Genomic DNA, 22,096 nt, shown 5'->3' with positions numbered 1-22,096 from the left:
TGATATTATATATAATATATCGGAATAGCGATCGTTCCCACGTTGATCCAAGCGCTAGCAAGCGAAGCATTCCTCCTGGCCCTGGCACTCTACAACGCGATGAGCACCGTTCGATGGCAATCGATGGGCACCTGGAGCACGACCGGCCTACCGACCCTGAACAGCAGAATGCTCTCCATGCGGATCTCTCGCTGGCGATGCAGATGCCAGCCAAGTCTCAACGAGAAGGAGCACCAGACCATGCGCGTCTTGAGCACGATCATTGCGGCGGCATGTTTGAGCGCCGTCGTCGGCATGAGTGTACCAGCCCAGGCTGCGGCAAACGTCGGAACACTTGGAACGGAGACGCTGGCACCGAATGACGGCTGGGCCTCGTTCGGCACCAACAACCTTGGGCTAACCGGCACAACCGGCGGCGCCAGCGCCGACGAGGCGCACATCTACACCGTGACCAACCGCCAGGAGCTAGTCGCGGCCCTGGGCGGCAGCAGCAACGCCACGCCCAAGATCATCTACGTGCAGGGCACGATCGACGCCAACGTCGACGACCACAACCAGCCGCTGACCTGCGATGACTACGCCGCCGGCACCGGCTACAGCCTTGCCGCCTACCTCCAGGCGTACGATCCCGCCACCTGGGGACGAACGACGCGACCCAGCGGCCCGCTTGAAACGGCGCGCCAGGCGGCGCAGCGCAACCAGGCCGCTCGCATTCGGATCGGCGTCGGCTCCAACACCACGATCGTCGGGCTGGACGACGCGCGGATCATCGGCGCGAACCTGATCGTCGATCGCGTCGACAACGTGATCATCCGCAACATCACCTTTCAGGACACCTACGATTGCTTCCCGCAGTGGGACCCGACCGACGGCAGCGAGGGCAACTGGAACTCGGCCTACGACAGCATCTCGCTGACGACCGCCACGCATGTCTGGGCCGACCATAACGCCTTCAACGACGGCGATAATCCCGACAGCAACCAGCCGCTCTACTTTGGTCGCCCGTATCAGGTCCACGACGGCGCGCTGGACATTACGCGCGGCTCGGATCTGGTGACTGTCTCGTGGAACTATTTCTCCGACCACGACAAGACGATGCTGATCGGCTCGACCAACAACCCCGGCACGCCCGGCTCCCCCACGAGCGACTTCGGCAAGCTGCGCGTGACCATCCATCACAACGTTTTCTCGAACATCCTCCAGCGCGCGCCGCGCGTGCGCTTCGGCCAGGTTCATATCTACAACAACTACTACGAGATCACCGATGCCGAGAGCTACGGCTATAGCTGGGGCGTTGGCGTCGGCTCGCACATTTACGCCGAGAACAACTACTTCCGCACCGTCGAGGCCATCACGCCCGACAAGCTGATCTACGACTGGCGCGGCACGGATCGCACTGCCACGCTTTATGTTGCGGGCACGCTGGTCAACGGTCATTCGGCGCACGATCACATCGATCTGGTTGCCGCATACAACGCCGTCAACGATCCCGACCTGCCCAATGAAGCGAGCTGGACGCCCACGCTCTACGCCGTGCTGCATCCCGCACAGGCTGTGCCGGGCCTCGTCCTGCACCGGGCTGGCCCGCTGCGCTGATCGTCGGACGTACGTGCTGCGCTCGGTGATCGTCAGTGCCATGCAGTTCAGACATTTGACATGTTACATGGCACATCATATGCTAGCAGACGATCAAAACAACGCTTGCGCGCGGCGATCGCCTGGCAAGCTGGAGGTGAATGTCGATCGCCGCGCGCAAACCGACCGCAGCACATACACCGTTAGCACACGTTCGCATCGTTCGTTGCCCTGCTTCGCTGACCAGAAGCCGTCGACTGTCACCTGCTCCAATCATCGTCGCGAGCGCTGTTGTGGCGACAAACGCACTGGTGTACAGACGTTGTACAAACGGAGGAACATGATGAAGGTTCGCAGAAAGTTGGTCCCGCTGCTAGTCGTCTTCAGCTTACTCGTCGCCGCGTGCGGCAGCGCCGCGACGCCCGGTACAGGTGGCACTGGCGGCAGCCCGGCTGCAACCTCGGCGGCGGCCAATCCGGAGACAGGCGCGACCGGCCCGGAGACAACGACAGGACCGGCGACGGAAGCCAGCCCAGGCCCATCAGGTCAGGGCGGCGGCACAGCCAGCGGGCAGGCCGTCAACATGCAGGTGGCCTGGTGGGGTTCGCAGAACCGGCACGATCGCACGATCAAGGTGCTTGAGATGTTTATGCAGAAGAACCCCAACGTCAAGCTTACCTGGGAATTCGCCGCGTTCAACGACTACTGGACCAGACTTACCACGCAGGCCGCTGGCGGCAATCTTCCCTGCCTGATTCAGCACGACTACCAGTACATTGGCGACTGGGTCAAACGCGACCTGCTGATGCCGCTTGATGAGTACGTCCAGAACGGCACGATCGATACGAAGGACGTCGACGAAGGCTACCTGCAAGGCGGTCGTCTCGGCCCCGACAACAAGCTGTACGCGATCAGCCTCGGCACAAACACCCAATCGCTGATCGTCGATACGCAGATGTGGCAGGAGGCCGGTGTGGCGCTGCCGAAGCCTGAGTGGACCTGGAAGGAGTTCGAGCAGACGATCACCCAGCTCCATGACAAGCTGGGCAAGTACGGCATGAGCACCTCGATGGACGACAACCAGGTCTTCAAGCTGTGGGTCAAGCAGCACGGCGCGACGCTGTACAACAAGGAAGGGACCGCGCTGGGCTATGAGGACGACAAGATTTTTGTCGACTTCTTCAACATGCTCAAGGGCTGGATGGACAAGGGCGTGATTCCAACGCGCGAGTTCGAGGTGTCTCAGGGCGATGTCGGCATCGAAGACAACATCTTCGTCCGCCAGGAAGCGCCGATGATGTACGCGCACAGCAACCAGATCGTCGCTGTTGCGTCGGCGGCGGGCGGACGCGAGCTTGCGGTGTTTCCGTTCCCGAAGCAGGAGGGGGCGAATCCTGAGCCGGGCAACTACCTCAAGCCGTCGCAGTTCTGGTCGATCACCGCTGGCTGCCCCAAGGAGCAGGCCGATGTCGCCGCGCAGATCATCAATGTGTTCACCAACGATCTGGAAGCGAATGATGTTCTGGCGGCCGAGCGCGGCGTGCCGATCTCGAAGGCCGTGCAGGAGCATCTCAAGCCGAAGGTCGATCCGGCGCAGCAGAAGGCGTTCGAGCTGCTGGCCTACGTCGAGGAGCACCACAGCGAGCTTGACGCGCCCGACCCGCCGAACAGCCGTCAGGTGATCGACGAAGCGTACGTGCCGCTGATGGATCAGGTGCTCTACGGCCAGATGTCGCCCGAAGATGCCGCCAAGCAGTTCAGGGAGCAGGCCAACGCGCTCCTGTCGGCGAACAAGTAGGATTTACGGACGAAGGGAGGGTGCGGCACCGGGGCGTAGCGGGATCATGCAAGCGAGCGCTGCTACGCCCCGGCTCCACCTCCGCATGAGGTACGACGATGAGTAACACAGTACGCGGAAGTTCCGTAGCGACTCCAGCTCGAGCAGCCGTACCGAACATCAGGTCGACACATCCACGCAACCACAACCTTTCAGGCTATCTCTTCATCGCGCCCTGGTTAATCGGTTTCTTCGGCCTGACGCTGATCCCGATGGTAGCATCGCTCTACCTATCCTTTACCGACTACGACATCTTCACCTCGCCGCGCTGGATCGGCCTCGCAAACTTCCAGACCATGTTCTTCGAGGACGCCCGGTACTGGAAATCGGTACGCGCAACCTTCTACTACGTCTTCACCGCGATTCCCTTAAGGCTGGCGTTTGCGCTCGGCATTGCGATGCTGCTGAATACCGGCTTTAAGATGATGGGCCTCTACCGCGCGATCTTTTACGTGCCCTCGATCATCGGCGGCAGCGTGGCCGTTGCCCTGATGTGGCGGCGGATCTTCGGCCCCGAAGGCTTGCTCAATGCCGCGCTGGCCGTCGTCGGCCTGGAAGGACTTAACTGGCTCGGCAATCCGCGCACCGGGATCTGGACGCTGATCATTCTGGCGGTCTGGCAGTTCGGCTCGCCGATGCTGATTTTCCTGGCAGGTCTGAAGCAGATCCCGCCGGAGTTCTACGAGGCGGCGTCGATCGATGGCGCGGGCGGCTGGAAAAAATTCATCAGAATTACGCTTCCGCTGCTCAGCCCGGTGATTTTGTTCAATCTGGTCATGCAAATCATCTCCGGTTTCATGGTCTTTACCCAGGCGTTTGTCGTCACCGGCGGCGGCCCGCTGGACACGACGCGCTTCTATGCGCTGTACCTCTACGACCAGGCCTTCCGCAACTTCCGGATGGGCTACGCTTCGGCGATGGCCTGGGTGCTGCTGCTGATCATCGCCTTCTTCACGGCGCTGGCCTTCAAGTCGTCTGAGATGTGGGTCCATTATGAAACGAGTGGAGACTGATCATGGCTACACTAACCCGCAGCAGATCTTCTGTCACACCCAATCGGTTTGGTATCGAGCGCCCGACGAGAAGCAGCCTGATCTACCATATTTTTGTGGGCCTGTTCAGCGTGCTGATGATCTATCCGCTGCTCTGGCTGATCGCCAGCTCGTTCAAGCCGCGCGATGAGGTGTTTCGGCGCGCGACCGCGCTGATTCCCGAAAATCCGACGCTCGCGAATTATGTCGACGGCTGGGCTGGCTTTGGCGGCGTGACGTTCACCACCTTCTTTCTGAACTCGTTTATCATCTCCGGGCTTGGCACGATCGCGGTCGTCGCGTCGTCGGCGCTGGTAGCCTACGGCTTTGCCCGGCTGCGCTTCGTCGGGAAAGGCTTTTGGTTTACCTGCATGCTGCTCACGATGATGCTCCCAACGCAGGTCCAGATCATCCCGCAGTATATTGTCTTCAGCAAGCTCGACTGGATCAACACCTTTCTGCCGCTGCTGGTGCCGCGCCTGTTTGGTCAGGCCTTCTTCATCTTCTTGATGATCCAGTTCATCCGGGGCATACCGCGCGAGCTGGACGAGGCGGCAGAGATCGACGGCGCGAGCAAGTTTGGGATCTTCTGGCGCATCATGGTGCCGCTGCTCGTGCCAGCACTGATCACGTCGGCCATTTTCTCGTTCTACTGGACCTGGGACGATTTCTTCGGGCCGCTGCTCTACCTGAGCAAGCCACAGCTCTACACCGTATCGCTGGCGCTCAAGAACTTCGCCGATGCGTCCGGCTCGACCAACTGGGGCGCGATCTTCGCGATGTCGGTGCTGTCGCTGGTCCCGGTCTTTGCGCTCTTTATTTTCTTCCAGCGCTACATCGTCGAGGGCATCAGCACGAGCGGCCTGAAGGGCTGACTATCCGATCCAACCTGGGAGTCGGGAAGAGCAAGGAGCAGGACATATGCCAGAGCGAAAGCGGTATGCAATCGTCGGTCTGGGATCGCGGTCGCGGATGTTTACTACGGCGATCCTCAAGGATTATAGCGAGCGCGCAGAGCTGGTCGCCTTCTGCGATGTCAACCAGACACGCATGGACTACTACAATCAGTACTATGCCGAGACGCTGAGCGCTCGTCCGGTGCCGACCTACAGGCCGCAGGACTTCGAGCGGATGCTCGACGAGCAGCGGGTCGACACGGTGATCGTCACGTCGATCGACCGGACGCATCATCGCTATATCATGTGGGCGATGGAGCTGGGCCGCGATGTGATCACGGAAAAGCCGATGACGATCGACGCGACGCGCTGCCAGGCGATTCTCGATACCGTCAACGCGACCGGGCGGAAGCTGACGGTGACATTCAACTATCGCTACGCGCCGCGCAACGCGAAAGTCAAGGAGCTGCTCCAGGCCGGAGTCGTGGGCAAGGTGCTCTCGGTCCACTTCGAGTGGCTGCTGGACACCGTTCACGGCGCGGACTACTTCCGGCGCTGGCACCGCGACAAGCGCAACTCCGGCGGGCTGATGGTCCACAAGTCGACGCACCACTTCGATCTCGTCAACTGGTGGCTGGACACGCAGCCGCAGACGGTCTTCGCGATGGGCGATCTGCTCTTCTACGGGCGCGAAAACGCGGAGGAGCGCGGCGTGACCCGGTTCTACGAGCGCGCCTATGGTCGCAAGGCCGCCGAAGACGATCCCTTCGCGCTGCACCTGGACCGCGATGAGGCGCTGCGGCGCATGTACCTGGAGGCCGAGAAAGAGGATGGCTATCTGCGCGACCGCAGCGTCTTCGGCGAGGGCATCTCGATCGAGGATGATATGTCGGTGCTGGTGCGCTACCGGAACCGCGCGATCATGAGCTACCACCTGACCGCGTACTCGCCGTGGGAGGGCTACCGGGTGGCGTTTAACGGCACCAGGGGGCGGCTCGAATACGAGGTCCACGAAAACTCCTACGTCAGCGGCTCCCACCGCGATACCAACCTGCCGGAGCTGCGCGACGCCCAGGAGGTGGTCGTCGACGAGCCGACCAGCATCCTGATTCGTCCGCAGTGGGGCAAGCCGCTGCGCGTGGAGGTCGAAGGCGGCAGCGAGGGCGGCCACGGCGGCGGCGACCGGCGCATGCTGGATACGATCTTCGTCGGCGGGCCGACCGATCCTCTGGGCCGCGCGGCTGATCACGTGGCCGGAGCGATGTCGATCTTGACGGGCGTTGCCGCCAATCAATCGTTCGCCACGGGATTGCCGGTCCACGTGCCGGATCTGGTGCGGTTCTAAGGGGCAGCCCGGTGCAGGAGGGCGCAGCCAGCACGAGCGAGCTTCGGTGGCCGACGATCAGCGACACCTGTCGTCCGTGGACGCGCTGGTGGTGGCTGGGCAGCGCCGTGGATGAGGCCGAGATCACCCGCCAGCTTCGGCTCTTCCAGGCGGCAGGCTTTGGGGGTGTGGAGCTGAGCCCGATCTATGGCGTTGTGGGCGAGGAAGCGCGCAGCATTCCTTTTCTCAGCCCGCGCTGGATCGAGATGCTGCGCCACACGGTGCGCGAGGCGCGGCGGCTGGGCCTGGATGTCGATATGATCTGCGGCACGGGCTGGCCCCTGGGCGGGCCGTGGGTCGGCCCCGAAGATGCCGCCGCGCGCTGCCTGTTCGAGCGCTACACCGTCCGCGAGGAAGCGCGCGTGACGGAGCCGATCGTGAGCCGGGAAGAGCCACAGGCGGCGTTGCAGGCGTTGATGGCGTTCTCACACGACGGGCAGGTGCGTGACCTGCGCGAGCATGTGGATGCGCGGCGGCGGCTGGTGTGGACGGCACCCACGGGGCAGTGGACGCTCTACGCGCTGTTTCAGGCCGGGACCGGCCAGCAGGTGAAGCGCGCCGCGCCGGGCGGTGAGGGCAACGTCGTCGATCACTTCTCCGCGACTTCGATCGAGCGCTACCTGGACCGCTTTGACCGGGCATTCGCGGATCTACCAGCCGAGGAGCGGGTCCGCTGCTTCTTCAACGATTCCTACGAGGTCTACGGCGCAAACTGGACCGCCGCGCTGCTGCCGCAGTTCGAGCGACGGCGAGGCTACGACCTGCGGCGCGACCTGCCCGCGCTCTTCGGAGAGGCCGACGCCGAGATCGTGCGCCGCGTACGCTCGGATTATCGCCAGACGATCGCCGATCTCCTGCTGGAGCACTTCGTCGAGCCGTGGACCGCGTGGGCGCATCGCGGCGGTGCCATGACCCGCAACCAGGCGCATGGCTCGCCCGGCAACCTGCTCGATCTGTACGCGGCAGCGGATATTCCCGAAACCGAGGCATTCGGCACCGATTGGCTGCGGCTGGCTGGCCTTACGCCGCTGCCCGGCACTCCGGCAGGCTACGGCGGCGCGGCGGAGATCCTGGCATGCAAGCTGGCCTCATCGGCGGCACATGTGGCGGGTAAGTGGCTGTGCTCAAGCGAAGCGTGTACCTGGCTCGGCGAGCATGGCACGGTGCCGCTGGCCCATATCAAGGCCGAGATCGATCTGCTCTTCGTGATGGGCATTAACCATGTCGTCTTTCACGGCACGCCGTTTTCGCCCGCCGACGCCGACTGGCCCGGCTGGATGTTCTATGCGACAACCCACATCGGCCCGACCAACCCGTCGTGGCGCGACCTGCCCGCGCTCAACGCCTACATTAGCCGCTGCCAATCCTTCCTCCAGGCCGGGCAGCCCGACAACGATCTGCTGCTGTATCTGCCGATCTTCGATCTCTGGGCCGCCGATCACGACGCGCCCGACCTGCTGCGCTTTCTGACGCCGCACAACACGCGGGATTGGCTGGACGAGAGCCTGCCGGACTTTACGGCGACCGCTCGGCGGCTGTGGGATCGCGGCTATAGCTTCGATTGCGTCTCCGACCGGCTGCTAGAGGACGCGATCCACGTCGTCGAGGGACAGATCCGGTCGCGCGGCGGCGCGTATGCGGCGCTGATCGTCGCTGGCTGTCGGTACATACCCCCGGAGACGCTTGAGCGCATCGGGCAGCTTGCGCGGCACGGCGCGACGATCGTGGTGGTGGGCGATCTGCCGGAGGACGTGCCTGGTCTTGGCAATCTGGCTGAGCGTCGCGAGCAGCTTCGACGTGTGCTATCGGATCTCGGCCCGCTTCAGCCGATCGGAGCAGGCATCTACGAGGCGCGCCTGGACCAGGGCCGTCTGCTCGTCGGGGCGGACGTAGAGGCGCTGCTGCATGCGGCGGGCATCCGGCGCGAGCGCATCGTCGACGCGGGCATCGAGCTGATCCGCCGCCGCGACGACGACGGCTATCTCTACTTCATGACGAATCCAACGCAGCAGCGGCTCAATCAATGGGTCAGCCTGTCGATCCGGGCGGCATCGGCGATCATCTTCGATCCGGCCAGCCAGCGCCACGGCATCGCGCGCACGAGGACAGGCAGCGCTGAAACACAGATCTATCTCCAGCTAGAGCCGGGCGAGTCGCTGCTGCTGCGGGCGCGCTCCCAGCCGACGGACGGGCCGCAGTGGCCGTATCTGGCACCGGCTGGCCCATCCCTGCCGATCGCGGGCGCGTGGCACGTCGATTTCATCGCGGGCGGTCCCGCGCTGCCTGCTCCGAGAGCCGTCCAGCGCCTCAGCAGTTGGACCGAGTGGCCGGACGATACCGAGATCCTGCGGGCATTCTCCGGCACCGCGCGCTACACGATCACCTTCGAGCGGCCCGCCAGCAGCGCCGATACGTGGGCGATCGACCTGAGAAACGTCTGTTATAGCGCACGGCTGCGGCTCAACGGCGCGGATCTCGGCACATGCTATGCGCGGCCCTTCCGCGTCCTCCTGCCCGTTGGTCTGATCGAGGGCCGGAATCACCTGGAGATCGAAGTAACGAATCTTATGGCGAATCGCCTTGCGGCGCTGGACCGCCAGGGACGAGGCTGGCGCAGGTTCTTCTTCGTCAGTATCACGTACCAGGAGTTCAGCGCCGCTGATTGGGAGCCGCTGCCGTCAGGGCTGCTTGGTCCGGTTCGGCTGGTGCCGCTCCGCCGCCTGCCGTCTATGTAACCTTCGGCGCGGCAGATGCTTATCCTTTTTTGCCGATTCTCGCGACGATCTTGTCCAATGCCTGCTGGTTCAGATTCGCCAGCGGAAAATCCGCAGGCGTGTGCTGGCCCTGCTGCGCCGCCCGGCAGTGCGCGATCAGCGTACGCAGCGCCGCGAGAAAATCCTGGGCGAGGCGCTCGATGGTCGTGGCATGATGCAGATTGGCGCTGTATTTCCATGCCAGACGTAGCTGGCCGCCGATGATGCCGCCCTGCACTTCGATCGGATAGCGCGTGCTCCACAGGCCAAGCGCCGGATCGTTGCCGCTCGGCGGTAATCCAAAAGGCGACTCGTCGGGCAGCGCCTGGTCGAACTGGCCCAGGTAGTTGAAGCTTACTTCGGCCTGTGGCAGCGCTCGCAGCCGCTCGCGCACCGCCGTGTCGGGGCTGAGATAGCGCAAAATGCCGTAGCCGATGCCGCGCTGCGGGATGCGTCGAAGCTGCTCTTTGATCGCCTTGATCGCCTCGCCCGGCTCGTCCGCCGGGCTGGCCCGGAGCAGCACCGGGAAGACCGTGGTGAACCAGCCGATCGTACGCGATACGTCCAGATCCTCGAAGATCGTCTCGCGCCCGTGGCCGCGCAGGTCGAGCAGCAGGCTCGTGCCATTGGTCCAGCGGGCAAACGCCTGCGTCAGCGCGGTCAGCAAGATGTCGTTGATCTGGGTGTGATAGGCCGCCGGAACCTCCTGGATCAGCGCGTGAGTCTCTGCGGCGTCGAGCGTGATGGTGACGGCGCGGGTCGACGCGCCCGTGTTGACGCCCGCCGGGGTATCCCGTGGCAGCCGCGCAACGTGGGCGCGCGACTCGTCCAGCCAGTCGGCGAGCTGGCGCTGAAGCTCCACGGACTGAGCGTAGGCCGCAAGCTGCTCGGCCCAGCGCTTGAACGAGGTCGTCTTGGGCGGCAGCGCTATCGTCTCGTCGCGCACGACCTGCTGGTAGGCGGTTTGCAGATCTTCCGCCAGGATGCGCCGTGAGACGCCGTCGAAGGCCAGCGCGTGCGTGCCGAGGAGCAACACCTGTGGCAGGTCTGCGCCACGGTCGATCAGCGCGGCGCGCAGCAGCAGGCCATCCGATAGCCTCACCTGCGCCCGCACCGTGTCGATCGCCGCTTCGATCGCGGCCTGTTGCCCGCCGTGCGCCAGCGCCGAAAGATCGACATACGTCACCGGCAGATCCGTCGGCGGCTCCGCGATGCGCTGCTGCCAGCCGGTCGGCGTCTGTGTAAAGCACAGACGCAGCGCGTCGTGATGAGCGACGAGCTGCCGCATAATCTGCTCAAGCTGCGGCGGCGCGACCGGCTGCCGGACCTCAAGCACGATGATCTGGCTCCAGAGCTGCGGATCGGGGATCTGCTCGAAAAACCAGTGCTGGATCGGCGTGAGCGGCACGGCACCGGTGACAAGTCCTTGCTCGGACTGAGCCTGCGCTCCCGTCGTGGCGACCGCCGCGAGCTCGGCGATGGTCTGGTGCTCGAACAGTTGCCTGGCGTTCAGCTTCAGGCCCGCGCGATTGGCTCTGGCGATCACCTGAATGCCGAGGATCGAGTCGCCGCCCAGCGCGAAGAAGTTGTCGTGGATGCCCACGCGCTCCAGCTTGAGCACCTCGGCCCACAGATCGGCCAGGGTTTGCTCCGCCGGTGTGCGCGGCGCGACAAACGCTTGCTTCGTCAGGTCGCGGGTCCGATCCGGCGCGGGCAGAGCGGCGCGATCGAGCTTGCCGTTGCGCGTCAGCGGCAGCGCATCCAGCAGCACAAACGCGGCAGGGATCATGTAGTCGGGCAGCCGCTCGCTCAGCGCATGACGCAGACCGTCGATCAGCAGGCTGGGGCTGTTCCAGGTCGGCTGGCGGCTGGGCGGGGCGAATCCTGCCGCAGCCGGCTGCTTCGTGGGACGCGCGGCAAACACGTTGTAGAGGCCGGTATCTTTCAGCGCCGCCTCCTGCTCGATGGCGACGGTGTAGCCGCGCCGCGCCAGCAGCGCTCTGACCTGCTCGACACGATCGCCGATTGCGTGAACCTCAAGCACGATCTGCCGGATCCTGGGCCAGTCCTGCTCGTCGATCCCGGCCAGCACCTCGAGCTCGCCCTTTTGCGCGTCGATCTTGAGCAGATCGATGCGCTCGATGCCCTGCTCGCGGATCACCTCCGAGATCGTCGTCAGCGGACAGATAACATCCTGGCTGGTCAGCCGCTCGGCGATCACCTGCTCCAGCAGGTCTTCGCGCAGCTCCGGCGCGTCGGACGTGGCCCGCTGCTGGTTGCGCACAAACGATTTGATGATCGCTTGCTCGGCCTGGGCATCCACGTACCGCCCCGACATCACCGATGCGTGCGGGTAGTAGGTAAAGCTGGCCTGTCCGGCGCGATCGGCCAGACCGGCGTTGCACGGCCTGATATTCGGCTCGTAGAGCACCGCGTTCAGACGCAGCACCTCGAAGATCAGCGGCAGCGGCTCGAAGGCATAGATCGTCGCGTCGGGGCACTCCTGGCGCACAAACAGGCTGAACAGGCCAATATTGGCTCCCACGTCAAAGACGCACGCGCCCGGCTCCAGGACGATCCCGTGTCGCAGGTAGCTGCGCGTCGTAACGATCTCGTCGAAGAGCAGATCGGTTTCGTTCTTGTTCAGGTGGATGATCGTCTGTCCATTCGGCAGATCGTAGCGGGCGTGATCCGCGAGCTGGCCTGTCTGCTCCAGCCGCAGCAGTTGGCGAACCGGCAAGGCACGCTCCGCGTCGGGCACGATGTAGGCGACGAGGCGCTGCTCCGGCGCTCCGTCCGCCGCCTGGTCTTCGCGCAAGACGACCGCAGCGCCCTGCACGGCGGGATGCGAACGCAGCGCGGCTTCGATCTCGCCTAGCTCGATGCGGAAGCCGCGCACTTTGACCTGCTCATCGTCCCGGCCCAGGTATTCCAGCGTTCCATCGGTACGATAGCGGGCCAGATCGCCGGTGCGATAGAGCCGCGCGCCACCCTGAGGGTACCCGGTCTGACCAAATGGATCGGGCACGAAGCGCGCGGCGGTGAGGTCGGGGCGGTGGAGATAGCCGCGCGCCAGGCCAGCGCCGCCGAGGTACAGCTCGCCCGCCACGCCCACCGGCACGGGGCGCAGCCGACGATCGAGCAGATAGACCCGCGTGTTGGCGATCGGGCGTCCGATCGCTGGCTGCGTCAAGCCCGGCTGGATGCGGCAGATCGTGGCATCGACCGTGGACTCGGTCGGGCCATACAGGTTATAGAAGCGGCGCTGCTCGTCCCGGGCCAACTGCTGCCACAGCGCCGGGTCGATCGGCTCGCCGCCGACCAACACCTGTGAGGGTACGGCTCCCAGCGTCGCGGCGCGACCCTCGGCCAGCAGCAGCCGGAGCTGCGAGGGCGTGCAATCAAAGACATCCAGCGCGTGCTGTCGGAGATAGGCTGCGAGCGCATCGGGATCGAGGCGGATCTCGGCGGGCAGCAGATACAGGGTATGGCCGCGCAGCAGTTGGATGATCTGCTTGACCGAGGTATCGAAGCTCAGCGGGCCGTTCACGCTGACGCGCAGCGGCGCGGCGGGCTGCTGATCGTAGATCGCGTGATCCAGGCCGATCAGCAGGTTGAGCACCGAGCGATGCTGCACCACCACGCCTTTCGGCTGTCCCGTCGAGCCGGAGGTGTAGATCACATAGGCCATGTTGTCGGCATCGCAGGCGACGACCGGCTCATCCGTGCTCATCCGCTCGATCGCCGCGCGGTCGGCGTCCAGGCAGATCGCCTGGGCGGTGGCGTGTGGAAACTGCGTCAGCAGTGACCGCTGCGTGACCAGCGCGGCTGCTCTGGTATCGGTCAGCATCCATTCCAGCCGCGCGGCGGGCGCGTCAGGATCGAGCGGAACGTAGGCCGCGCCCGCTTTCAGGATGCCGAGCACGCCGACAATCAGGTCCAGCGAGCGCTCGACGCACAGCGCGACGCATCTTTCGGGGCCGACGCCTCGCGCTTGTAGATAGCGCGCGAGCTGGTTAGCGGAAGCGTTCAGCGCCGCATAGGTCACGCGCTGCTCCTGATACACCACCGCGACCTGCTGCGGCGTGCGCGCGGCCTGCTCAGCAAACAGATGGTGGATGCAGGCGTCGCGGGGGTAGGCGATCTCGGTCTGGTTCCATGCTTCCAAAAGCTGCTGGCGCTCGGCGCGGCCTACCAGATCAAGCTCGTCGATCGGCGCTTCGGGAGCGGCGAGCGCGCTTCCAAGCAGCGTCTCGAACTCACCCGCCAGGCGCGCGATGTCGGCGGCGGAGAAGCGCTGCGCGTCGTAGTGAAGCTCGGCGCGCAGACCGTCGTCGGCGCGCACGCAGCACAGGCTGAGCTTAAAGCGATCGATCGTGGCATCCTGCCCGTCCAGCGACCAGACGAGGCCGCCGCTATCGGTGGCTGGCTGCTCCGCGAACTCGAAGCACGCCGCGCAGAAGGGCGGCTGGTGCGGACTCCGGGGATCGGCTGCGATCCGCTCCCAGCTAAAGGAATCCTGCCAGGCGGTGGCCTCGCGTGTCGCCGCGCCCACCTGAGCTACGAGATCGCTGAAGCGCAGATCGGGCGACATCCGGCAGCGCACCGGGATCATCCGCGTGAGCAGCCCGATCGCGTCCTGAAGCTCCTCGTCGGCACGTCCATTACGCGCCACACCAACATCGATCTCCGCTCGATCTGCCAGCCGCCACAGGAGGACGTACCAGCACGCCAGCAGCAGCATATCCGCCGACGTAGCAAGCCGGTGGGCAAGAGAATCGATCCGGCTGACCATCTCAGGCCCGATCGCCACGCCGATCCGCTCCGGCACGAAGTCGACGATCCCGTCCGCCTCGCGCTCGGATGGCAGCCGCAGCGTCGACAGCGCCGCCAGATCCCGGCTGCGCCAGTAGGCCCGCCCCGCGCCGCCGTCTTCCGATTCCAGCAGCTCGTTCAGGTACTCGGCCAGATCGGCATATTGCAGCGGCTCGTCCGCTGGCTGCGCGGCTCCGCAAGCGACGGCATAGGCCCGGCTGATCTCGCGCAACAGCCCCGACAGCGTGCTCCGATCCGCGCAGAGCGCCGGAAGCGACAGCAGCAGCACATGGTGCGGCGGCGCGAGCGTCACGAGCGCGAGATGCAGCGGCGGCCCCGACGCGACATCGAAGGGCAGCCCGCGCAGCTTGCCGATCACGGCTTCGATCGCGCGCGCTTGCGCCGCCGAGTCCTGGCCCGTCAGATCGCGATCGAGCCACAGCGGCTCGCAGGTGTCCTCGATCACCTGAACCGGCAGCGCGGCACCCGGCAATTGCCGAAAGGTTGTCCGCAGGATCTCGTAGCGCGCGATCACATCGCGGATCGCCTCGTGGAGCGCAGCATGATCGAGCGGACCCTCGATGCGGATCGTGCCCGCAGCCCGGTACTGCATCTCGTGATCGGCCTGCTGGAGCGCCCAGACGCGGCGTTGCTGTGGTGAGAGTCGGAAGCCTTCAATCGTTTGCACGTCGCTCGATCTCCCTTTCTTTGCTCAAGCACCTGCTGCTACATTAATCATCATGCCCTGCATGCTCCTTGCCGCGCCCGCCGATCGTTTTTCGCCGGACGTGTTTGAGCTTCTGCTGGCGAAGCAGCTTCGCGTGCTGCTGCTCCGCCTCGGTCAGCACGGCCACGAGCTCGCCGAGCCGCATGTCGGGCTGCGCGGCGATGGTCTTCAGCGCCATCTCGAACTGCGCCGCGAAGCGCGACAGCGTCGTGGCATCGAACAGCGCGGTTTTGTAGATCAGCGAGCCGCGCATGCCGGTCGGTGTTTCCGAAAGATTGATCACCAGATCGAACTTCGCGCTGCCTGTGTCGACCGCGACCGGCGCGAGATGGAGGTTATGGAGCTGAAGATCGGGCATGGGCGTGTTCTGGAGCACAACGATGATCTGGAAGAACGGCGACCGGCTCAGATCGCGCTCCGGCTGAAGCTCCTCCACAAGCTGCTCAAAGGGCAAATCCTGATGCGCGTACGCCTCCAGCGTCGTCTCGCGGACCCGGCGCATCAGCTCGCGCAGCGTCGGGTTGCCCGCCAGGCTCGTACGCAGCACCAGCACATTGACGAAGAAGCCGATCAGCGGCTCGATCTCAGGGCGATTGCGGTTGGCAATGTCGGTGCCGACGATGCTCTGATCCTGGCGCGTGTACCAGTGCAGCAGCGCGTGCAGCGCCGTCAGCAGCGTCATAAAGAGCGTCACGCCTTCCCTGCGACTGAGCGCCACCAGCTCGGCATGGAGCGCCGCAGGGATGAGCAGTGGGTGCTGCGCGGCGTGGGCCGCTCCCTGAGATGTGTGCGGTCGATCGGTTGGAATCTCCGTGCGAGGCAGCGGTAGGGAATCGTCCGGGCGTAGCTGTCTGCGCCAGTAGCCAAGCTGCGCCTCCAGCCGCTCCCCTGCGAGCCATTGGCGCTGCCAGTACGCGAAGTCGGCGTACTGGATCGGCAGCGGGGTGCCCACCGGGCCCAGCGCATGGTCGGAGCCGGTGGTAAAGGCCGTATACAGCGCGGCCAGCTCGCGCACCAGCACGCCCATCGACCAGCCATCGGCGACGATGTGGTGCAGCGTCAGCAGCAGCGTATGCTCCTGCCGGGTACCCTCTTGGTGGAGCAGCAGGAGCGTCGCGCGCAGCAGCGGGCCGTGGCGCAGATCGAACGGCTGCCGCGCCTCGGTCGCCGTCAGCCGCTGCTCGTGGATCGCCCGCTCCGAAGGAGGAAGCTGCCGCAGGTCGATCGTGGAGAGCGTGATCGTGCCCTCGGCGGCGACAACCTGCACCGGTCGATCGTCATCGGAGAGAAACCGCGTCCGCAGGATCTCGTGGCGGCCTACGATAGCGGCCAGACTACGCTCCAGCGCCGTTGTGTCGAGCGGCCCCGACAGACGTACGGCGATCGGGATATTGTAGGCCACGCTCTCCGGCTCCAACTGGTGGAGCACCCAGAGCCGCTGCTGGGCAAAGGAGAGCGGCAGCGCGCGATCGCGGTCGATCGGCAGGAGCGGCGGGTCTATACGCTCCTGCGCCGATGGCTGTGCGCGCGCGATCGTCGCCGCCAGCGCGGCGATCGTCGGCGACTCGAACACGCTGCGGGGTGGGAGGTCCAGCCCAAACACATCATGCACGCGGGAGACAATCTGTGTCGCCAGCAGCGAATGGCCGCCGAGGTCAAAAAAATGGTCGTGGATGCCGACCTGCTGCGCGCCGAGCACCTCGGCCCAGATCCCGGCCAGCAGTTCCTCGATGGGCGTGCGCGGCGCGACCGACGCTGCCGAGTCGCGATCGGCATGACGTGGCTCCGGCAATGCCGCATGATCGATCTTGCCGTTGGGCGTGAGCGGCAGCGCGTCGAGGACGACGAACGAGGCAGGGATCATGTAGTCGGGCAATCGATCCTTGAGGTAGGCGCGGAGCTTCAAGTTCCAGGTTCCAGGTTCCAGCTTCCAGGTTTCGGTTTCCTGGTTCGTTTGTTCTACGACGTACGCCACGAGGCGCTGATCGCCGGGATGATCTGCCCGCGCCAGCACCACGGCCTCGCGCACGGCGGGATGCTGCCGGAGCACGGCGGCGATCTCGCCCGGCTCGATGCGAAAGCCCCGAATCTTCACCTGCTGGTCGCGGCGACCGACAAAGACGAGCTGGCCGTCTCGGCGGTAGCGAACGAGATCGCCCGTGCGATACAGCCGCTCTCCACGCACGGCGCTGAAAGGATGCGGCACGAAATGCTCTGCCGTGAGATCGGGCCGGTTGTGGTAGCCGCGCGCCACGCCGACGCCGCCGATGTACAGCTCGCCTGGAACGCCGATCGGGACGCGCCGGAGACGATGATCGAGCACATACACGTGGGTACCGGCAATCGGACGACCGATCGGCGGCGCTCCCTGGCCGAGATCGCATGCGGCGGTCGTTGCCCAGATCGTGGTTTCGGTCGGGCCGTAGGCGTTGAAGAACTGCCGCCCGCTTCCAGGCATGCACCAGCGCTCCACGATCTCGGCTGTACAGGCCTCGCCAGCGGAGACGATCACCTGGAGCGCCGGAAGATCGGTGTCGGGCAGCGCGGCCAGGACCGATGGCGGCAGCGTGACATGGCTGATCGCCTGCTCGCGCAGCAGCCGCGTGAGCGCCGGTCCCGGCGCGAGATGCTCCAGCGCCGCGAGATGGAGCGTCGCGCCTGCGGTAAGCGCCATAACGATCTCGAAGATCGAGGCGTCGAAGCTCAGCGACGCGAATTGGAGCACGCGGCTGCCGGGACGCGCGCCAAAGAGCATGGCCTGCTCCTCGGCGAGCGTATGCAGGCCACGGTGGGGCACGAGCACGCCCTTGGGCTGTCCCGTGGAGCCGGACGTATAGATCATATACGCCACCTGGGCGGGCCGGATCGTCACGCTCGGCGGCGTGCCTGGCTGCCGCACTCGGCGGGTATCCGCCTCCTGCCAGTCGGTGTCGAGGCACAGGATACGCGCATCGGTCGGTGGGAGCTGCGCGACGAGCGGCTGCTGCGTGAGCAGCACGCGCACCTGTGCGTCGTTGAGCATAAAATCAAGTCGCTGCCGGGGATAGTTTGGATCAAGCGGCACATAGACCGCGCCTGCTTTGAGGATCGCCAGCAGGCCGACGACCAGATCGGGCGAGCGCGCGACGCACAGACCTACACGGTCTTCAGCCTGATCATGCCCGCCGACGCCGATGGCGCGCAGGTGGTGCGCCAGGTGATTCGCCCGCTGATCGAGCGCGGCATAGGTCAGCGTTTCCGCACCGCACACAACGGCGATGGCATCGGGCGCGCGCCGGGCCTGCGCCTCGACGAGGTGATGGAAGCAGCGATCGTTCATCATTCGTGTTTCTCAGGGAGCGCTTGAGGACCGCAGATTGGTGAAGGATACTCAAGGGAAGGAGGTCTGCCTTCGCGCGCAGCCCGTCGGTGATTGTGCCGATGGAGGCCGGTCGCTCATCTCTGTTTGTCCTACCATTATGAGAGCCTGCGGGATTTTGTCAACTTGCCAATCTGTGCCTATAATACCGTGTAGCTGCGACCATGGCTAGTGATGTGAAAAAGACCGGGTACCGCTCTGCCGAAGGCTCCGCAACCCCTACTGCCTCCGTCCTGCCGGTCCAACAAGCTAGCTAGTGATACCGGCACACAGCGTCGCCTGTTGCTTTATCCGCTCCAACCTAATCACCGAGAAGGACCCCGCATGAGCAGCCCCATGAACTCCGACCAGATCGTCGATATTTATCCGCTCTCGCCGATGCAACAGGGCATGCTCTTCCATACGCTCTACGCACCCCAGTCGCCGATCTATGTTCAGCAGATGCACTGCACGCTGCACGGCGACCTCGATCGCAAGGCGTTTGCGCATGCCTGGGAGCAGGCGATCGAGCGCTACACGGTGCTGCGCACGGTCTTTCTGTGGGAAGATCTTGACGAGCCGATGCAGATCGTCCTTCGACGTGTGGATCTGCCCCTTGAGCAGCTCGACTGGCGATCATATGGCGCAGACGAGCAGCAGCAGCGGCTCGGTGCATTGCTGCGCGCCGATCGCGATCGTGGCTTCGATCTGTCTATGCCGCCGCTGATGCGCCTGGCGCTGATCCGTATCGCCGAGCGCGCCTACTACTTTGTGTGGAGCCGTCACCACATCGTGCTGGATGGCTGGTCGATCGCGCTGGTGCTGCGGGATGTCTTTGCGCACTACGAAGCCTTCCGCCAGCACCAGCCGATCCAGGCCGAGCTGCCGCGTCCCTACGGCGAGTACATCGGCTGGCTCCAGCGGCAAGATCTCGCGCAGGCCGAAGCCTACTGGCGCACAACATTGCGTGGCTTTCACGCGCCCACGATGCTGTGCGCAGACCAGCCGACCCGACCGCAGCCAGGACACGATGACATCTGGCAGACACACCACGTTGAGCTGTCGGGCACGACGACGATGCGGCTCAAGGGCTTCGCGCGGCAACATCAGCTTACCCTGAATACGATCCTGCAAGGAAGCTGGGCGATCCTGCTGAGCCGGTATAGCGGCGAAGATGATGTTGTTTTTGGGGCAACCGTCTCAGGTCGTCCCACCGATCTGCCCGGCATCGAGTCGATGGCCGGGGTCTTTGTCAATACGCTGCCCGTCCGGGCGCGCATCGCGCCGGATATGTCGGCGCTGGCGTGGCTAAAGCAGATCCAGATCGAGCAGGCTGGTGCTCGGCACTATCAGTACAGCCCGCTCGCTCAGATCCAACAATGGAGCGAGGTCGGACGAGGCGCGCTCTTTGAAAGCCTGCTGGTTGTCGAAAACCATCCCCTGGATGCGCTGATGCAGCAGGGGAGCGGCAACCTGACCATCGGCGATCTCCAGGCCTTTGAGCGAACGAACTACGCGCTCACGGTCATGGTCGTGCCGGGCGCGAAGCTGACCTTCGAGTTTTGGTATGAGGCTCACCGGTTCAGCCAGGCGATGATCGCGCGGATGGCGGAGCAGCTTCAGATCGTGCTCACCGAGATCGTGACGCATCCGGAGCGCCGCGTTCCACAGATGCCGATCGTCACGCCAGGCGAGCGGCAGCTCCTGCTCACAACCTGGAATCAGACGGCCAGGCCCGTGCCGGAGGCTCAGTGCCTCCACCACCTGATCGAAGCGCAGGCCGCGCGCAGCCCCGACGCGGTCGCGGTGTCGTTTGAAGACGCCCATCTCACCTATGTCGAGCTGAACGCGCGCGCCAACCGGCTGGCGCACCATCTGCAAGCTCTGGGCATCGGGCCGGATGCCTGTGTCGGCGTCTGCCTCGACCGCTCCCTCGATCTGGTCGTCGCTCTGCTCGCCGTCTTGAAGGCGGGCGCTGCCTACGTCCCACTCGATCCGGCGTATCCTGCCGCGCGTCTGGCCGCGATGCTCGCCGACTCTCGCGCCAGCGTGCTTGTCACCCGTCAGCACCTCGCCGAGCGCTTGCAGGCGTACGCGGGTCCGTGCGTGATGCTTGACCGGGATCTGCCCGCAGTAGCCCGCCTGCCAGCACACAATCCTCGCAGCGATACGACGCCCGACAATCTGGCCTATGTGATCTATACGTCCGGCTCGACCGGCACGCCGAAGGGCGTTGCGATTCCACACCGCAGCGTCGTCGCCTTCCTGAGCTGGGCGCGTACCTACTTCGCGCCTGAGCAGCTTCGAGGCGTGCTTGCCGCCACGTCGATCTGCTTCGATCTCTCGATCTTCGAGCTGTTCCTGCCGCTCTGCACCGGCGGCACCACGGTGCTGGTCGAGAATATTTTGCACCTGCCACGCCTGACGGATCGGTCGGCGATCACGTTGATCAACACGGTGCCCTCGGCGCTGGCCGAGCTGCTGCGAAGCGAGCCGCTCCCCGCGACGCTACGCATCGTCAACCTGGCTGGTGAGGCTGTGCCACGCGATCTGGTGCAGCAGCTCGGCCAGCAGCCGATGATCCAGCAGGTCGTCAATCTGTACGGTCCTACCGAGGACACCGTCTACTCAACGGTGGCGATCCTTGACAGAGACATCCAGGGAGCGCCGCCGATTGGCAGGCCGATTGCCAACACCCAGGTCTATCTGCTCGATCGTCGGCTGCACCCCGTGCCGGTGGGCGTGGCGGGCGAGCTGTACCTCGGCGGCGCTGGCCTGGCGCGCGGCTATCTCCACCGCCCCGACCTCACCGCCGCGCGCTTCCTCCCCGATCCCTTCGGTCAGACCGGGTACCCTCAGGGTGGCGCGCGGCTCTATCGCACCGGCGATCTGGCCCGCTACCGGGATGATGGCGTGATCGAATTCCTTGGCCGCCGCGATCATCAGGTCAAAGTGCGCGGCTTCCGCATCGAGCTTGGGGAAATTGAAGCCGCGCTGCGTTCGCATCCCGCCGTGCGCGAGGCCGTGGTGCTGGCGCGGGAGGACGCGCCGGGTGACAGGCGGCTGGTGGCGTACGTCGTGACAGAAGAACAAAGGAACAAGGGAACAAGGGAACAAAGCGAGGGCCAAGAACCAGGGGCAGGAAACTTGGAACTTGGAACTTGGAACTTGGAACTTAGAGCATACCTGCGAGAGCGCCTCCCCGACTACATGGTGCCCAGCGCTTTTGTCGTGCTGGACAGCCTGCCACGCACGCCGAACGGCAAGCTGGATCGTCAAGCGCTGCCGCCGCCCGATGCGGAGCGACCCGCGCTTGAGTCAGCCTATATTCCCGCGCAAACGCAGCTCGAGCGCGAGATCGCCGAAGTCTGGCAGGAGGTCTTACGGCTCGATCAGGTGGGCATCCACGATCATTTCTTTGACCTTGGCGGCCATTCCTTACTGATGATCCAGCTCCACAGTAAGCTCCGCGCCAGGCTTCTGGCCGATCTCACACTGGTCGATCTGTTTCGATTTCCAACGATCAGCGCGCTGGCTGAGCATCTTAGCCCTGCGAGCGAGGAGCAGCGCCCGTCGCGTCCCACGGCACTGCCGAGCGCAGCAGCGCCGCACGAGCGGATGGATATTGCGATCATCGGCATGAGCGGGCGCTTTCCGGGTGCCAGCAGCGTCGAGGCGTTCTGGGAGAACCTGCGCAGCGGCGTCGAGTCGATCACCGTCTTCTCCGACGACGAGCTGCTG

General features: G+C 64.8%; 9 protein-coding genes. 7 read left to right on the top strand and 2 right to left on the bottom strand.

The window, feature by feature from the left end:
* Positions 1-240 precede the first annotated feature (240 nt).
* From VFZ66_17710 to VFZ66_17685, 6 genes are all read left to right on the top strand, one after another.
* A complete protein-coding gene (locus VFZ66_17710; protein HEX6291027.1) occupies positions 241-1,596 on the top strand; it encodes a hypothetical protein in 1,356 nt (451 codons plus the stop codon).
* Between the two features lie 319 nt (positions 1,597-1,915).
* Positions 1,916-3,373, top strand: a complete 1,458-nt coding sequence (locus VFZ66_17705) for an extracellular solute-binding protein (GenBank protein ID HEX6291026.1) — start codon at positions 1,916-1,918, stop codon at positions 3,371-3,373.
* A gap of 251 nt (positions 3,374-3,624) precedes the next feature.
* Positions 3,625-4,425 (top strand): sugar ABC transporter permease, encoded by an 801-nt coding sequence (locus tag VFZ66_17700; GenBank protein ID HEX6291025.1) that lies wholly within the window; start codon positions 3,625-3,627, stop codon positions 4,423-4,425.
* A 2-nt stretch (positions 4,426-4,427) separates the two neighbouring features.
* Entirely contained in the window at positions 4,428-5,318 is an 891-nt protein-coding gene (locus VFZ66_17695) for a carbohydrate ABC transporter permease (GenBank protein HEX6291024.1), read from the top strand.
* Between the two features lie 46 nt (positions 5,319-5,364).
* On the top strand, positions 5,365-6,684 hold the full coding sequence (locus VFZ66_17690) for a Gfo/Idh/MocA family oxidoreductase (GenBank protein HEX6291023.1): 1,320 nt from the start codon (positions 5,365-5,367) through the stop codon (positions 6,682-6,684).
* A gap of 11 nt (positions 6,685-6,695) precedes the next feature.
* Positions 6,696-9,458 (top strand): glycosyl hydrolase, encoded by a 2,763-nt coding sequence (locus tag VFZ66_17685; GenBank protein ID HEX6291022.1) that lies wholly within the window; start codon positions 6,696-6,698, stop codon positions 9,456-9,458.
* Between the two features lie 19 nt (positions 9,459-9,477).
* Here the strand turns inward: VFZ66_17685 and VFZ66_17680 are convergent, their stop codons facing one another.
* Together VFZ66_17680 and VFZ66_17675 are read right to left on the bottom strand one after the other, a co-directional pair.
* Positions 9,478-14,979: an amino acid adenylation domain-containing protein gene (locus VFZ66_17680; protein ID HEX6291021.1), complete on the bottom strand. Its 5,502-nt coding sequence runs from the start codon at positions 14,977-14,979 to the stop codon at positions 9,478-9,480.
* A gap of 43 nt (positions 14,980-15,022) precedes the next feature.
* Positions 15,023-18,340 (bottom strand): amino acid adenylation domain-containing protein, encoded by a 3,318-nt coding sequence (locus tag VFZ66_17675; GenBank protein ID HEX6291020.1) that lies wholly within the window; start codon positions 18,338-18,340, stop codon positions 15,023-15,025.
* Between the two features lie 360 nt (positions 18,341-18,700).
* Between VFZ66_17675 and VFZ66_17670 the strand changes: the two genes are divergently transcribed.
* The coding region (locus VFZ66_17670) for an amino acid adenylation domain-containing protein (protein ID HEX6291019.1) at positions 18,701-22,096 on the top strand (3,396 nt) is incomplete at its 3' end.

The organism is Herpetosiphonaceae bacterium, from assembly GCA_036374795.1.
Classification (GTDB): Bacteria; Chloroflexota; Chloroflexia; order Chloroflexales; family Kallotenuaceae; genus LB3-1.
This window is presented reverse-complemented; position numbering and strand designations above follow the sequence as displayed.